15 protein-coding genes and 1 pseudogene are annotated in these 13,906 nt (G+C 66.2%); 4 read left to right on the plus strand and 12 right to left on the minus strand.

Going from position 1 to position 13,906, the window contains the following annotated elements; genetic code table 11:
* Window positions 1–55 precede the first annotated feature (55 nt).
* Window positions 56–736 carry a YiaD family glycine zipper/OmpA-like lipoprotein gene (locus tag AC58EF_RS03805; RefSeq protein ID WP_497274638.1) on the plus strand — a complete coding sequence of 227 codons (681 nt, stop codon included), beginning with the start codon at window positions 56–58 and terminating at the stop codon, window positions 734–736.
* Window positions 737–739: 3 nt separating this feature from the next.
* Here the strand turns inward: AC58EF_RS03805 and AC58EF_RS03810 are convergent, their stop codons facing one another.
* A complete protein-coding gene (locus AC58EF_RS03810; RefSeq protein WP_497274640.1) occupies window positions 740–1,282 on the minus strand; it encodes a TetR/AcrR family transcriptional regulator in 543 nt (180 codons plus the stop codon).
* A 63-nt stretch (window positions 1,283–1,345) separates the two neighbouring features.
* On the opposite strand from AC58EF_RS03810, the gene AC58EF_RS03815 reads away from it, so the two are divergent.
* Window positions 1,346–1,798, plus strand: a complete 453-nt coding sequence (locus tag AC58EF_RS03815; protein WP_497274641.1) for a monooxygenase family protein — start codon at window positions 1,346–1,348, stop codon at window positions 1,796–1,798.
* On the opposite strand, the gene AC58EF_RS03820 is transcribed toward AC58EF_RS03815, so the two are convergent.
* The 5 genes and pseudogenes from AC58EF_RS03820 to AC58EF_RS03840 all read right to left on the minus strand — a co-directional run bounded on the left by AC58EF_RS03820 (window position 1,795) and on the right by AC58EF_RS03840 (window position 4,603).
* Window positions 1,795–2,415: a MarC family protein gene (locus AC58EF_RS03820; RefSeq protein WP_497274643.1), complete on the minus strand. Its 621-nt coding sequence runs from the start codon at window positions 2,413–2,415 to the stop codon at window positions 1,795–1,797. The two genes, AC58EF_RS03815 and AC58EF_RS03820, sit on opposite strands and share 4 nt — an antisense overlap.
* On the minus strand, window positions 2,412–3,101 hold the full coding sequence (locus tag AC58EF_RS03825) for a Cif family virulence factor (RefSeq protein ID WP_497274645.1): 690 nt from the start codon (window positions 3,099–3,101) through the stop codon (window positions 2,412–2,414). Before AC58EF_RS03825 ends, AC58EF_RS03820 begins: the two co-directional genes overlap by 4 nt.
* Complete coding sequence (gene folD, locus AC58EF_RS03830; RefSeq protein WP_497274646.1) at window positions 3,098–3,994, minus strand: bifunctional methylenetetrahydrofolate dehydrogenase/methenyltetrahydrofolate cyclohydrolase FolD; 897 nt, start codon at window positions 3,992–3,994, stop codon at window positions 3,098–3,100. Before folD ends, AC58EF_RS03825 begins: the two co-directional genes overlap by 4 nt.
* A pseudogene (locus tag AC58EF_RS03835) lies at window positions 3,991–4,286 on the minus strand (DUF167 domain-containing protein). The gene folD and the pseudogene AC58EF_RS03835 overlap by 4 nt, the downstream one beginning before the upstream one ends.
* Window positions 4,287–4,312: 26 nt before the next feature.
* Window positions 4,313–4,603, minus strand: a complete 291-nt coding sequence (locus AC58EF_RS03840) for a YggT family protein (RefSeq protein ID WP_497274648.1) — start codon at window positions 4,601–4,603, stop codon at window positions 4,313–4,315.
* A 122-nt stretch (window positions 4,604–4,725) separates the two neighbouring features.
* Here AC58EF_RS03840 and AC58EF_RS03845 point away from each other — a divergent pair, with 122 nt between their 5' ends.
* Complete coding sequence (locus AC58EF_RS03845; RefSeq protein WP_497274650.1) at window positions 4,726–5,247, plus strand: GNAT family N-acetyltransferase; 522 nt, start codon at window positions 4,726–4,728, stop codon at window positions 5,245–5,247.
* A 99-nt stretch (window positions 5,248–5,346) separates the two neighbouring features.
* Here AC58EF_RS03845 and argB read toward each other — a convergent pair whose 3' ends face one another.
* From argB to AC58EF_RS03875, 6 genes are read right to left on the minus strand one after another with little or no spacing between them, the layout of a single operon-like run.
* The gene (argB, locus tag AC58EF_RS03850) at window positions 5,347–6,264 is read right to left on the minus strand and encodes an acetylglutamate kinase (RefSeq protein WP_497274652.1); all 918 of its coding nucleotides are present in this window, start codon (window positions 6,262–6,264) and stop codon (window positions 5,347–5,349) included.
* A 25-nt stretch (window positions 6,265–6,289) separates the two neighbouring features.
* Window positions 6,290–6,922, minus strand: a complete 633-nt coding sequence (locus AC58EF_RS03855) for a queuosine precursor transporter (RefSeq protein WP_497274654.1) — start codon at window positions 6,920–6,922, stop codon at window positions 6,290–6,292.
* 52 nt (window positions 6,923–6,974) lie between these two features.
* The gene (locus AC58EF_RS03860) at window positions 6,975–8,498 is read right to left on the minus strand and encodes a Ppx/GppA phosphatase family protein (RefSeq protein ID WP_497274656.1); all 1,524 of its coding nucleotides are present in this window, start codon (window positions 8,496–8,498) and stop codon (window positions 6,975–6,977) included.
* A gap of 5 nt (window positions 8,499–8,503) precedes the next feature.
* Window positions 8,504–10,642: an RNA degradosome polyphosphate kinase gene (locus AC58EF_RS03865; RefSeq protein ID WP_497274657.1), complete on the minus strand. Its 2,139-nt coding sequence runs from the start codon at window positions 10,640–10,642 to the stop codon at window positions 8,504–8,506.
* A gap of 7 nt (window positions 10,643–10,649) precedes the next feature.
* Window positions 10,650–11,297, minus strand: coding sequence for a P-loop NTPase family protein (locus AC58EF_RS03870; RefSeq protein WP_497274659.1), 648 nt, complete (start codon window positions 11,295–11,297; stop codon window positions 10,650–10,652).
* Window positions 11,294–12,592, minus strand: a complete 1,299-nt coding sequence (locus AC58EF_RS03875) for a heavy-metal-associated domain-containing protein (protein ID WP_497274661.1) — start codon at window positions 12,590–12,592, stop codon at window positions 11,294–11,296. The genes AC58EF_RS03870 and AC58EF_RS03875 overlap by 4 nt, the downstream gene beginning before the upstream one ends.
* Window positions 12,593–12,732: 140 nt before the next feature.
* On the opposite strand from AC58EF_RS03875, the gene purM reads away from it, so the two are divergent.
* Window positions 12,733–13,827 (plus strand): phosphoribosylformylglycinamidine cyclo-ligase, encoded by a 1,095-nt coding sequence (gene purM / locus AC58EF_RS03880; RefSeq protein ID WP_497274663.1) that lies wholly within the window; start codon window positions 12,733–12,735, stop codon window positions 13,825–13,827.
* Window positions 13,828–13,906: the final 79 nt, after the last annotated feature.

Below are 13,906 nucleotides of genomic sequence, written 5' to 3' on the forward strand. Positions count from 1 at the left end.
CTTGGTTATTGAGGGGCATCCGCCTCGATCGGCGAAAAGCAAGGGAACAGGACAAATGAGGATTTCTCACCGCATCATCGGCGCAGCGGGTCTAGCCGCGATGCTCGCCACCACCGCCTGCACGACCGATCCGCAGACGGGACAGCGCAGCATTTCCAAGGCGGCGATCGGCGGAATTGGCGGGGCGCTGGGCGGCTATCTGCTGGGCGATCTGGTCGGCGGCCGCAACGACCGCACCGAAAAGATACTGGGCGCGGGCATCGGCGCGGTCGCGGGCGCCGGCATCGGCGCCTATATGGACGCGCAGGAACGCAAGCTGCGGGAAGAAACCGCCGGCACCGGCGTCGACGTGATCCGCGACGGCGACAATCTGCTGCTGCGTATGCCTTCCGGCATCACCTTCGCCTATGACAAGGCCGACGTGCAGCCGCAGTTCCAGCCCACGCTGAACGACGTCGCATCGGTCCTGGCGCAATATCCCAAAACCTATATCGACGTGTATGGCCACACCGACAGCGACGGGTCCGACGCCTATAACCAGACGCTTTCCGAACGCCGCGCCCAGTCGGTCGCCAATTATCTGGTGACGAAGGGCGTCCAGTCGGCCCGCATCGGCACCCGCGGCTATGGCGAAAGCCAGCCGATCGCGTCAAATGCGACCGAGGAAGGCAAGGCCGCCAATCGCCGCGTCGAAATCAAGATCGCGCCAGTCACCGAAGCCGACGTGCGCGGTTGATCATCAGGCGCGGACGATCAACGCCCGCGTCAGCAAGTCCAGCGCCGCCCGCTCCCCCGCCGGATCGGGCGGCAACCGGCCATCCAGCGCCAGCGTCGCAAGGCCATGCACCAACCCCCAGCAAGCCAGTGTTCCCGCTTCGGCCCGATCGGGGGCCAGTTCGGCGACCCGCCCCGCCATCCGCGCATAGGCGCCCTGACATTGTTCGTGCGGCAATTCCTTGCCCGCCCCATCCGCGAACATCAGCCGGAACAGCGCCGGATGGCGGCGGGCGAAGGCGATATAGGCCAGCCCCTGCCCGGTGAGCGCCTCAACCGGATCAGGCGCCATGTCGGCGACCACCGCATCCGCCTCCAACAGCTTGAAGCCACGCAGGGCGACCGCCGCCATCAACGCCGCCTTGTCGGCGAAATGGCGATAGGGCGCCATCGCCGACACCTCCGCCGCCCGCGCCACCGCGCGCAGGCTGACCTCTCCCTCCCCCGCCTCTAGCAGGGCGAGGCCGCAATCCACTAGTCGATCATGCAGGGAGAGGCTTTGGGTCATAGTATGTTTACACTGTAATCAAGGTGCGGTATGTTTACAGCATAAACAACATGGAGTCGTTCGATGCAAGTCCGCCAGTCCGTTGACCTCGACGCCTATCCCGACCTGATCATGATCCTGCTCGGCTTTCGCGTATCGCGCCTGCGCGGCCTGCCTGCGCTGTTCCGCATCGGCAAAGGCCTGAGCATGATCGAACGCGATCCGCCCGAAGGGCTGCTGGCCCATGAGATGTTCCTCTTCGCGCTCAATCATGTCGGTATCCGCCAATATTGGCGCGATCTTGACAGCCTGGAGCGCTTCACCCGCTCCATGCCGCATTCCGGCTGGTGGCGCGATTTCGCCAAGGGCGATAATGGCGCGGGTTTCTGGCATGAAAGCTACGCCCGCAGCGGCGCGATGGAGGCGGTCTATATCGATATGCCGAACCCAATCGGCTTCGGCCGCTTCGCGCCATCGCTCGACCCGACCGGCCCCTTCCTCACCGCCCGCGCGCGGATGGCGCGCAAGGCGGCTTAAAAGCTCGCCTTGATCCCGTCGATCACGAACTGCGCCGCAAGCGCTGCCAGCAGCACGCCCAGCAGACGGGTGATGACCGCCTCGATCTTGCGTCCCAGCAGCGCCATCAGCGGCCCGGCCGCCAGCAGCGACCCCAGCATCAGCCCCAGCGTCAACACGACCGCGCCCAACACCACCGCGCGCTCCGCCAGGCCATTGGCGCGCGACATCAGCAGCATGACCGTGGCGATGGATCCCGGCCCGGCGATCATCGGCATCGCCATGGGGAAGACCGACACATCCTCGACATGCGGTTCTTCGGTGGTGATCTTGTTCGCCCGGTCTTCGCGCCGCTGGGTGCGCTTTTCGAAGACCATGTCCATCGCGATCATGAACAGCATGATGCCGCCCGCGATGCGAAAGCTGTCGAGCGCAATGCCCAGCACGCCCAGCAACTGCTTGCCCCACAGGGCGAAGACCAGCAGAATCGCCGCCGCGATGCCGACCGCGCGGATCGCCATCGCCCGGCGCTGCGCCTGGCTCGCGCCGGCGGTCAGGCTGGCATAGATGGGCGCGCAGCCCGGCGGGTCGATCACCACGAACAAGGTCACGAAGGCGGAAAGGAACAAGGCGATCATAATCCGGCCTTCACCCCATCGCCCCTCACCCTGTCGTCGATCACGGTTTCATATGCCTCGCCGGTCCACATCCTGACGGTGATGCGGCGGCTGTTGTCGGCGGCGACATCAACGCTCCAGACCAGACTTTCATCCGGCGGCGGCAGGACGTCACCCTTGCCCGGTTTGCCACCGGAAGGCGGCGGCGGTCTATCGGGGCGCGCTCCGCGCTTGCAGGTCGCGACCTTGCCGGTCAGGAACTCGGGCGCCTCACGCGCGGTGGCGAGCGTGTCGCCATGGTCGAGTATCCATTGCCAGCGCCCCTTCTTGTCGCGACGCCACAGGGTGGTGAAATAACCGACCGATCCGTCCGGCCGCTTCCAGTTGCCCGTGCTGGCGGCCAGATTGCCGTCGCAGGAGACATAGACGATCGCGGGCGACCATTGGACGGACGCAGGCGGGTCGGCCTGTTTCTTCAACCAGTCCTTCGCCAGTATCTTTTGCGGTACGAACATCACCGCATCATCTGCGGCGGTTTCGCGGAAGGCGGTCCATTGCCCCTTTTCCTGCGCCAGCCGGTTGAAGGCGATTTCCGCCGCGATCACGGAACTGGGATCGGGCTGAAAGCGCATGGGCGGTTTCGCGGCTATCCCGGCAGCGGGCAGCGCGACGACGCCCAATGTCAGCAGGGCAAGCCGCGTCCTCACAGACCCTCGGGCTTTGCCAGCCCGGCGCGGGCATGGGCGGCGACCAGCGTGTTGCGCAGCAGCACTGCAATGGTCATCGGCCCGACGCCGCCCGGTACGGGGGTGATGGCGCGGACATGGGCCAGCGCCTCGGCGGTGGCGACGTCGCCGACGATGCGGCTCTTGCCCTCTTCCTCGGTATCGACGACGCGGTTGATGCCGACATCGATCACGGTCGCGCCCGGCTTGATCCACTCGCCCTTGACCATCTCCGCCCGGCCCACCGCCGCGACGACGATGTCGGCGCGATGGACGACGCTGGCCAGATCATGGGTGCGGCTGTGCGCGATAGTGACGGTCGCGTTTTCCGCCAGCAGCAGCTGCGCCATCGGCTTGCCCACAATGTTGGAGCGGCCGACGACCACCGCCTCCATGCCGGACAGGTCGCCCAGCTCATCCTTCAGCAGCATGATGCAGCCCATCGGCGTGCAGGGCACCAGCGCTTCCTGCCCCGTCGCGAGCCGGCCGGCATTGACGACATGGAAACCGTCCACATCCTTGGCCGGATCGATCGCGCCAATCACCGCGGTTTCGTCGATATGCTTGGGCAGCGGCAGCTGGACCAGGATGCCGTCGACGCGATCGTCATGATTCAGCTCCTCGATCAGGTCGAGCAGATCATCCTCGCCGATGCTGTCGGGGCGCTTGAACTCGAAGCTCTCCATGCCGACCGCGACGGTCATCTTGCCCTTGGAGCGGACATAGACGCTGCTTGCCGGGTCTTCGCCCACCAGCACCACGGCCAGGCCAGGCTTGCGGCCCGCCTGCTCGACGAAGCCGGCGACGCCATCGGCCACCTTGTCGCGCAGTCCCGCCGCAAACGCCTTGCCGTCGATGATCTTGCCGATGGTCATGTCCGTTCTACCCAATGTTCGATGAGGGCGATCAGGCGCGCCGCTGCGTCGCCCACGCCGATGATCCGCAACCGCTTTAGCCGGTTGGTGTCGCCCGATTCCAGCAAAATCGCGCCTTTGGGCCAATCCAGCCGTTTCGACAGCAGCGCGATCAGCGCCGCATTGGCCTTGCCCTTTTCCGGCATGGCGCGGACGCGGGCGGACAGCCAGTGCGCCCCCTTCTCGTCGATCCAGCCGCCACCGACATCCTCCTTCGCCGATCCGGGGGTCAGCGCCGGACGCTGAGCAGCAGGTCGTCGCCAGCCGCATTCTAGACCGTCACACCAGTCCGAAGAGCGGCGGCAATATGGCCTGGCGGATGATGAGGATGGCGAGCAACACCACCATCGGCGACAGGTCGAGCGCGCCCAGGTCCGGCATCACCCGGCGGATCGGGTTGTAGATGGGCGCGGTCATCCGATCGAGCGCGACCATGACCGTGCGGACGAAATCATTGCCCATGTTGACCACGTTGAAGGCGATCAGCCAGCTCATGATCGCCTGGATGATGATGATCCACCACAGCACGTCCAGAAGGATGACGATGATCTGATAGAGGGCGTAGGACACAAGGGTCTCCGTTGGATGCTTGGAGGCTGCTCTAGCCGAGGCGGCACCCCCGCCACAAGCGTGCTGCGACGCAAAATCCACCAACGACAGGACAAATTCGTCCAGCACGCTATAGGAATGTCATGGACTTCCGAGACGCAACCCCCACCGACGCTCCTCTGATCGCCGCCATCCATGTGGCCAGCTGGCGCATCGCCTATGCCCATATCATGGACCCGGCCTATCTCGCCGGCGGGATCGAGGCCGATCGGCTGGCGACCTGGACCCAGCGACTGAAGGCGCCCCAGCCGGGCCAGCGGGTGATTATCGCCGAACGGGACGGAGAAGCGATCGGCTTCACCTGCGTCATCGGCGGGTCCGATCCGCGTTGGGGGACGCTGGTCGACAATCTTCACGCCCTGCCCGCCGCCAAGGGCAGCGGGATCGGCACGGGGTTGCTGGATCAGGCGGCACGCTGGGCGGTCGAGGGCTGGCCGGACGCGGGCCTGTTCCTGTGGTGCTACACCGATAATGTCGCGGCCCGCGGCTTCTATCGGGCGCGGGGCGGCGTGGAGGTCGAGGATTGGGACAAGCGCGGCCCGGACGGCCGGACCCTGCCGGAAAAGCGGATCGCGTGGAACAATCCGAGGGTTTTGGTCCGCTAAAAACCGCCGTTCGTTTCGAGCGTAGTCGAGAAACGGAAGCACAGTTCTATCCGCTTCTCGACTACGCTCGAAGCGAACGGTGTTGGATTGAGCCTACCCTTACTTCCGCACCAAGGTCCCCGCGCCGCGATCGGTGAAGATTTCGAGCAGCATGGCGTGCGGCACCCGGCCGTCGAGGATGACGGCCGCGTCAACCCCATTTTCGACCGCGCGGACGCAGGTTTCCAGCTTGGGGATCATGCCGCCGCTGATCGTGCCGTCGGCCTCCAACCCATGGATCGCTTGCGGGTCGAGGTCCGTCAGCAACTGGCCCTGCTTGTCCAGCACGCCCGCGACGTCGGTCAGCAGGAAGAAACGCGACGCCTTGAGTTCGGCCGCGATCGCCCCCGCCATGGTGTCGGCATTGACATTATAGGTATGGCCGTCGGTGCCGATGCCCACCGGCGCGACGACCGGGATGATGCCGTCCTGCGCCAGCGTGTCGAGAATCCGGCGGTCGACCGAGACGGGATCGCCGACGAAGCCCAGGTCGACATTGCGCTCGATCCCCGAATTGGGGTCCGCCTCGCGCTTGCCCAGCACCTTTTCGCACAGGATCAGGCCGCCATCCTTGCCCGAAATGCCGACCGCGCGGCCGCCCGCGCCGGCAATCCAGCCGACGATTTCCTTGTTGATGGAGCCGGCCAGCACCATTTCGGCGATCTTGGCGGTTTCGGCGTCGGTGACGCGCAGGCCACCAACGAACTGCGATTCGACGCCCAGCTTCTTGAGCATCGCGCCGATCTGCGGCCCACCGCCATGGACGACGACGACATTGATGCCGACCGCCTTCATCAGCACGACATCCTCGGCGAAGTCGCGCGCCGCCTCCGGATCGCCCATGGCGTGGCCGCCATATTTGACGACGAAGGTCTTGCCCGCATAACGCTGCATATAGGGCAGCGCTTCGACGAGGGTTTCAGCCTTGGCGAGAAGGGCCGGATCGGGGGCGTGCTTGCTGTTCATGCGCGCGCGCATACGGCCATATGCCCCCCGTCGCAAGTCAACGATCGAGCTTGCGCCCCAAAGACACGGCCAGCGAGATGAGCGGCGGTACCAGGATGATCGACAGGATCACCTTGGTGATCATCTGCCCGACCATCAGGTCCAGGATCGGTCGCTCCCCAAGGAAGGAGATGGTGATGAACAGCAACGTGTCGACGATCTGCGACACGACGCTGGCGATCATGCCGCGCAGCCAGACCAGCTTGCCCTCGCCCCGCGCCAGTTTCGAGAAAATGAAGACGTTCAGCGTCTGCGAGGTGCCGTAGGAAATGAGACCCGCCAGCATCATGCGCGATCCCTGCCCGACGACGATCGGAAAAGCCTCGACCGCCGGCGGATACATGCCCGGATCGTGCGGCAGGGCGATCACGATATGAATCAGCGCCGCCGACACCAGCAGCGGCACGAAGCCCAGCCGCACCAGCGCGGTCGCGACCTTCTGGCCATGAAGTTCGGACACGGCGCTGGACAGGATGACCAGCAGCAGGAAGGCGAAGATGCCCGCCTCCACCGCGAGCGGCCCCAGCGCCACCTGCTTCACCCCCAGCACGCCCGCCATGCAGACCATGCCGCCATAGAGGATGGAAAAGATGAAGAGAGAGCGGCTGATGGGCGCGGCGGTCGTGGTCATCGGCAGCCCTTACCGGCATTTGACGCGCGGGGGAAGATGGGGCCGTGATCGCTTACGCCTGCCCGCCCAGCAGTTGATATTTCACCCCCATCGCCTGGGCGAGGTTGCGCAGGCGGCGTTCGACGGCCTCGCCATAGAGATCGGCGTCCCCACCCCGCAAATGCAGGTCGATGCGATCGCCGATACGCTCCAGATGGGACACGGCGAGCGGCCCCTCCGCACCACCCGACAGGCGTTGCGCCAGACGGATCGCAAGCCCCCAGAGCGCAGCGCGACGCAGAGTTTCGGACGAGGCGATGCGATCCAGGCCGGTCGGCGCATTCAGCCCGCCGCCGAAATGCGTATGCAAAGCCTGTCCCAGCATCGCCCGTTCCGCCGCGGTGATGCCGACCCAGTTGCTGTGAAGCGCAATCTCCACACCGCGCTCGGCGCGGAAATCGGGATTGGCGCGCCAGCTCACATCGGCGAGCAGGCAGGCGGCCCGGCGGATGCGGCGCGCGGCGGCGTCATCGTCAGGAAAGAGCGGCGCGATCCAGCGATCGATGCGATCGCCATGGCCGCGAAAGCGCGCCTGCGCCTCCCCCTCCGCCTCTGCCGCGACCAGCAGTGGGTCATGCGTGCGAATATCCTGGGGCAGATCCTCGTAGAGCAGCCCCTCGCGCAGACCATAAGCGGACACGACCAGATGGCTGGATTTCAATTGCCGCACCACCACCGACAGCAAAGCGGCCGCATCGGGCAATGTGGGCACGCGCGATCCGGTCATGGCCGGCACCTGTTTCAACCGCACCCGGTCGACATGCGAAACGATGCGCGTCAGTTGCTCGGCGCGGGCGGCGTCCATCTCATATTGATGGACGACGGGCAGAGGGAAGTGGGTTAACTGCATGTCAAAGCGGGCAAGCGCGCGCCACGACCCGCCGACCATATAGAAGGGCAGGCCCGGCTCGGATTGCCAGCCCGCCTTGTCCAGCATCTTGGCGACGCAGCGTTCCAGTGCGCGCGGCCCCTTGGCGCGGATTTCAGGCAGGCGCAGGACGCCGAGCGGCAGCGAAATCGTCTGTTCCACCGCGCCCGTGCGCACCCGCGCCAATTCCAGGCTGCCGCCGCCCAGATCGCCGACGATGCCGTCGGCCTGCGGAATACCCGACAGCACGCCCATCGCCGCGCCGATCGCCTCCTGCGCGCCGGACAGCAGCTCGACGCTCAGGCCCATGTCCGTGGCACGCGCGATGAAGTCGGCGCCATTGGTGGCGTCGCGCACCGCGGCGGTCGCGACGCAGCGTATCTCCGTCACCTGCATCGCGCGACACAGATGCGCGAAGCGGCCGACGGCGCGCAGGCCGCGATCCATCGCTTCCGGCTCGATCGCGCCGGTCCTGGCCAGCGACGCGCCCAGCCCCGCCATCACTTTCTCGTTAAAGAGGATGAAGGGAATGCGGCGCGGCCCATCATAGACGACCAGACGCACGCTGTTGGAACCGATGTCGATGATGGCGGTGCGCGCATGGGCCGGTTCGGGCGATGTCGCCATCTGTTCGGCGACATCGCGGATACGGCTCAGCATCGAATTCATGGGCCTCAGGCCCTCCCGCGCAGACGCAGGGTCGGCACCGCTTCATTGTCGAGCGCCGCGCCGCGACCGGACAGCGACGGGTTGGTCATGAAATAGCGGTGCAGGTTGAACGGCTTCTCGCCCGGCTCCAGCCGCGTATAATGGCCATCACTGTCCAACGACCAGCTCTGTTCGGTGTCGATCAGATTGGCGACCATTACCTGATCGAGAATCTGGTCGTGGACGGTGGCGTTCTCGACCGGCGCCAGGAACTCCACCCGGCGGTCGAAGTTGCGCGGCATCCAGTCGGCCGAGCTGATATAGACCTTCGCGCCGTTATTGGGCAGCGTCTTGCCATTGCCGAAGACGGTGATGCGGCTATGCTCCAGAAAGCGGCCGACGACCGACTTCACGCGGATATTTTCCGACATGCCCGGCACGCCCGGCCGCAGGCAGCAGATACCGCGCACGATGAGGTCGATCTGAACCCCCGCATTGCTGGCGGCATAGAGTTTCTCGATGATCGCCGGGTCCACCAGGCTGTTCATCTTGGCCCAGATGGTCCCCGGCCGTCCGGCGCGGACATGCTCGATTTCCGCATCGATGCCAGCGCACAGCGTGTTGCGCAGGTCGCGCGGCGACATGACCAGCTTTTCCAGATGCTGGGGTTCGACATAGCCGGTGATATAGTTGAACAGCGCCGCGGCGTCGCGACTATAGGCGGGGTCCGCCGTAAAGAAGCTGAGGTCGGTATAGATGCGCGCCGTGACCGGATGATAATTGCCGGTGCCGAAATGGCAGTAGCTGCGAAACTGTTCGCCCTCGCGCCGGATCACCATCGACACCTTGGCGTGGGTCTTCCAGTCGATGAAGCCATAGACGACCTGCACGCCCGCCCGCTCCAGCGCATCGGCCCACATGAGGTTCTGCTCCTCGTCGAAACGCGCCTTGAGTTCCACCACGGCGGTCACGGACTTGCCCGCTTCCGCCGCGTCGATCAGCGCGCGGATGATCGCCGACTGCTTGCCCGCGCGATAGAGCGTCTGCTTGATCGCGACCACGTCCGGGTCGGATGCCGCCTGCTTCAGGAAGGAGATGACGACATCGAACGCCTCATAGGGATGATGGACGACAATGTCCTTGGCCCGGATCGCGGCGAAACAATCGCCGCCATATTCGCGGATGCGCTCAGGGAAGCGCGGGGCATAGGGTTCGAACTTCAGGTCGGGCCGGTCGGCGTCGACGATGCCGCTGAGGTCGCCGATGCCGATGAAGCCCTCCACCTCGACCACGCTCGCCTCATGGCCCTGGAGCATGTCCTGGAGCATTTCCTCGACCGGCTCGGGAATGCGCTCCTCTATCTCCATACGGATCACGCGGCCGCGACGCCGACGCTTGATGGCGCTGCGGAAATAGCGGACCAGATCCTCCGCCTCTTCCTCGATTTCGATGTCGCTGTCGCGAATGATGCGGAACACGCCGCTGTTGCGCACGCGATAGCCAGGGAAGAGATCGGCGGAGAAGCGGCGGATCACCGCCTCCAGCGCCATATAGCGCGCCGGTTCGCCCGGAATGCGCACGAAGCGGGCGAGCGAGGACGGGATCATCACCAGCTCGCGGATCGGCTGCTTGTCCGACAGCCGTTCGAGATCGAAGACGATCGACAGCCCCTGATTTGGGATGAAGGGGAAAGGATGCGCCGGGTCGAGCGCCTGCGGCGTCAGGATCGGGAAGATCTGGGTCAGGAAATGTTCGCGCAGCCACGCCCCACAGCCGGGGTCCATATCGGCGGAGGGGCCGATCACCTCTATCCCCACCTGCACCAATTCGCCGTGCAGCGCGCCCCACACCTTCTGCTGCGCGCGCATCAGCGTGGCGGTGGCATCGGTGATGGCCGCCAGCTGCTGCGCCGGGGTCAGCCCGTCGGCCGACCGCATGTCGACATCCTGCAATTGCTGGCCCTTGAGGCCGGCGACGCGGACCGAGAAGAATTCATCAAGATTCGCGCCCGAGATCGACAGGAAGCGCAGCCGCTCCAGCAACGGATGGGCGCGGTTCATCGCTTCTTCCAGCACCCGCTGGTTGAAGGCGAGCCAGGAGAGTTCGCGATTGAAATAGCGTTCGCCGGTGGGCGACAGGTTGGCGATGGGGTCGGCTTCGGCCACGGATTACTCAGCGCTGGTCGGTGGAAGGATCGGGCGAAACTATAGGCAAAAAGCCCGCTGCTTGCAGAGTCTCTTTCGCCATTGCGACCGAAATCTTACGACCGGATGACAGCGCGGCCATATCGAGCAGCCGTGTCACTTCCGATATGGCGCCATAGCGATGCTCGACCCGGCGCAGCAGCCAGTCGGGCAGGTCGGACGCGTAATTGGCACCGGCCAGGTCGAACGCCCGGCAGATGAGCGCGCGCGCCAGCGCCTCGTCCGGTTCCTCGATCGCGACATGGGGCGCGGCGGCCAGCCGCGATCGCAGGTCGGGCAGCGCCACGGTCCAGCTGGCGGGCGGCGCATGGCCGATCATCAGCAAGGGGCGGCGCTCGGTCTGCGCCTCGTTCCAGGCATGGAACAGGCGATGTTCGTCCTCGCCCTGCGCCTCATCGATGATCTCACCCCCGCTCATCCGCGCGAAATGGCTGGCCAGCGTTGTGCGCCCCGACAGCGGGGGGCCGGTGAGCACACTGACCGACAAGGGCCACTCGCGCCAGCGCTCCAGATGGGCGACGGCAAGGCGGTTGGCGTCGCTGACCAGGAAATCCCCTGCGTCCGCGCCGCCCTGACCGCTACCATGCCATTCGAAAGGCAGGCTGATCTGGCTCATTGCGGCGCCGGGGCCGCCTGCCGCCGCGTGATCCGCAAGGTGTTGCCGCTGGCGGCGACCGTGTAGCCGCGCGCCTGCAACCCGGCACGCAGCGCGTCGATCGGGCCGTCGAAGCTCACCTGCATCACCGACGTGCCGCCCAGCGCCAGGCTGCTGGTCGCCGCCGAGCGGACGCCGGGGATGCCGCGCACCGTCGATTCGCCCGCACCCACCGAGCCGACGTCCGGCGTGTCGAACTGGATCGAGACGCTGATCGCGTTCGCCGCCGCCGTGGTCGGCAGGTCGATCGCCTCGATCGGCGCTTCGGTCGCATTCTCGATCGCCAGCGCATCGGGATCGACCGGTTCCTCGATGATCAGCGAGGGGTCGGGCCGCAGGCGGCCGTCATTAAGCGCTCGGATATAGAGTTCGTCGATCCGGCGCGCGCCCTCGTCCATCATCCGCGCGATGCCGCTGTCGTTGGACGCGCGCAGGGAAAAGCTGCCGATCAGGCTGTTGTCGGGACCGTAGCGCGCGGTGAAGATGCCCGTGACCGGACCGCCGGGATAGGCGCGATCGAGGCGCGCGATCGGGATCACGACATCCGCCGCGCCATATTGGTCGAGCAGCACGCGCCACCACAGCCGCCCGCGCCGCCCGATCTGGCCCGCGTTCAGCAGGATCGGGTCGGCGATCGATCCGGCGACCCGGACATAGTCGATCGCGCTGTCGCCGGTGCGGTAACGCGCCCAGGCCTTCTGCCATTCATTGGTCCGTTCATAGGATACGGCCGATCCGCCGTCCCACAGGACCGGGATCACCAGCAGCGGGGGCGAGCGCATGACGTTGCCCGACACGCCCAGCAACTGCCCGGTGCGCGCGCGGTCGAACAACACGCCCAGCGTCGCGACATAGCGATTGGGGCCGGCCTGCTCATAATCGATCTCGATGCCGGAGATCATGCCCTCCAGCTGCGAATCGGACAATGCCGGTGCGCCGCCCCCGCCATGGGTGCGGGTCCACAGCATCCGCCACGCCTGCCGCTGCGCCATGCGCCAGCCGGCATAGCGGGCGCTGTCGGCATCCTTGGCATAGACGTCGACCTTGACCCCACGCACTTCGAAGTCGCCGCCGCTGGCGATCGGCGGCACGCCGCGTTCGCCTTCCATCTGCGCGAACAGCGCGGCCGCGAGCAGCCCAAGGCCGACAGCCAGCAGGATCTGGACGGGTCGCGAGAGCAGGCGCAATGCGGCGCCGGGCTGGAACGGGCGGGAAAGGGTCTGGCTCACACTCACGCGCGCCCTTTTGGCGAACATTGCCCGCCGTGCCAAGCGCGAACGCACGATTAGCAACCTTCAACCTGAACCCTACCTCCGGAATGGAGGCGGAATGTCAGCATCCCGGCCGCCACATCCAAACTTCCGTTTTCCGCCCCTTTGCTCTAGGGGCGCAGATCATGAGCGACAACGAATCCTACAGCTACGCCAAGGCCGGCGTCGACATCGCCGCGGGCAACGCCCTTGTCCGGGCCATCGCCCCGCTGGCCAAGGCCACCCGCCGCCCCGGCGCCGACGCCGAACTGGGCGGCTTCGGCGGCTTTTTCGACCTCAAGGCCGCGGGCTATGACGATCCGCTGCTGGTCGCGGCCAATGACGGCGTGGGCACCAAGCTGAAACTCGCGATCGACCATGATCGCCATGACGGCGTCGGCATCGACCTCGTCGCCATGTGCGCCAACGACCTGATCGTGCAGGGGGCCGAGCCGCTTTTCTTCCTCGACTATTATGCCACCGGCAAGCTGGAAAGCGGCGTCGCGGAGCGCGTCATCGCCGGGATCGCCCAGGGCTGCCGCATCGCCGGCTGCGCCCTGATCGGCGGCGAAACCGCCGAAATGCCGGGCATGTATGCCGATGGCGACTATGACCTGGCCGGCTTCTGCGTCGGCGCGGTCGAACGCTCCAAGGCACTGACCGGCAACAGGGTGAAGGCCGGCGACGTGCTGATTGGCCTTGCGTCCTCGGGTGTCCATTCGAACGGCTTCTCGCTGGTCCGCCGCCTTGCCGCCGACAAGGGCTGGAGGCTCGACCGCCCGGCGCTCTTCGACAATGAAGTGCTGCTGATCGACGCGCTGATGGCGCCGACCCGCATCTATGTGAAGAGCCTGCTGCCGCTGGTGCGCGCCGGCATGGTCAATGCGCTGGCCCACATCACCGGCGGCGGCCTGCTGGAAAATATCCCGCGCGTCCTGCCCGATGGCGCCCATGCCATGGTCGACGCCGGCACCTGGGACCAGCCGCGCCTGATGGCCTTCCTCCAGGCGCAGGGTCATATCGAGCCGGAGGAGATGGCGCGCACCTTCAACTGCGGCGTCGGCATGGTGCTGGCCGTGGACGAGGCCCATGTCGCCGCCGTCACCAAGTCGCTGGAGGATGCGGGCGAAACCGTCTTCCGCATCGGCGCGGTGGAAGAAGGCGACAAGGGCTGCACCGTCAGGGGCAGCGCCGGGACCTGGAGCGCGAAGGCCGACTGGTCGGCCACGCATCTGGGGTAAGCACAACCAATCCCCCTCCCGCTTGCGGGAGGGGTTAGGGGAGGGCATGTCCGAGGAGCGGCCTAACAGCCCCTCCCCC

This window comes from Sphingobium sp. WR1 (assembly GCF_059693745.1).

Bases quoted from the DNA above. Each gene is read 5' to 3' on its own strand.
- AC58EF_RS03810 (WP_497274640.1), bottom strand. From the start codon at position 1,282: ATGACCCAAAGCCTCTCCCTGCATGATCGACTAGTGGATTGCGGCCTC.
- AC58EF_RS03855 (WP_497274654.1), bottom strand. From the start codon at position 6,922: ATGACCACGACCGCCGCGCCCATCAGCCGCTCTCTCTTCATCTTTTCC.
- folD (WP_497274646.1), bottom strand. From the start codon at position 3,994: ATGACCATCGGCAAGATCATCGACGGCAAGGCGTTTGCGGCGGGACTG.
- AC58EF_RS03820 (WP_497274643.1), bottom strand. From the start codon at position 2,415: ATGATCGCCTTGTTCCTTTCCGCCTTCGTGACCTTGTTCGTGGTGATC.
- argB (WP_497274652.1), bottom strand. From the start codon at position 6,264: ATGCGCGCGCGCATGAACAGCAAGCACGCCCCCGATCCGGCCCTTCTC.
- AC58EF_RS03815 (WP_497274641.1), top strand. From the start codon at position 1,346: ATGCAAGTCCGCCAGTCCGTTGACCTCGACGCCTATCCCGACCTGATC.
- AC58EF_RS03870 (WP_497274659.1), bottom strand. From the start codon at position 11,297: ATGAGCCAGATCAGCCTGCCTTTCGAATGGCATGGTAGCGGTCAGGGC.
- AC58EF_RS03805 (WP_497274638.1), top strand. From the start codon at position 56: ATGAGGATTTCTCACCGCATCATCGGCGCAGCGGGTCTAGCCGCGATG.
- AC58EF_RS03860 (WP_497274656.1), bottom strand. From the start codon at position 8,498: ATGAATTCGATGCTGAGCCGTATCCGCGATGTCGCCGAACAGATGGCG.
- purM (WP_497274663.1), top strand. From the start codon at position 12,733: ATGAGCGACAACGAATCCTACAGCTACGCCAAGGCCGGCGTCGACATC.
- AC58EF_RS03875 (WP_497274661.1), bottom strand. From the start codon at position 12,592: ATGTTCGCCAAAAGGGCGCGCGTGAGTGTGAGCCAGACCCTTTCCCGC.
- AC58EF_RS03845 (WP_497274650.1), top strand. From the start codon at position 4,726: ATGGACTTCCGAGACGCAACCCCCACCGACGCTCCTCTGATCGCCGCC.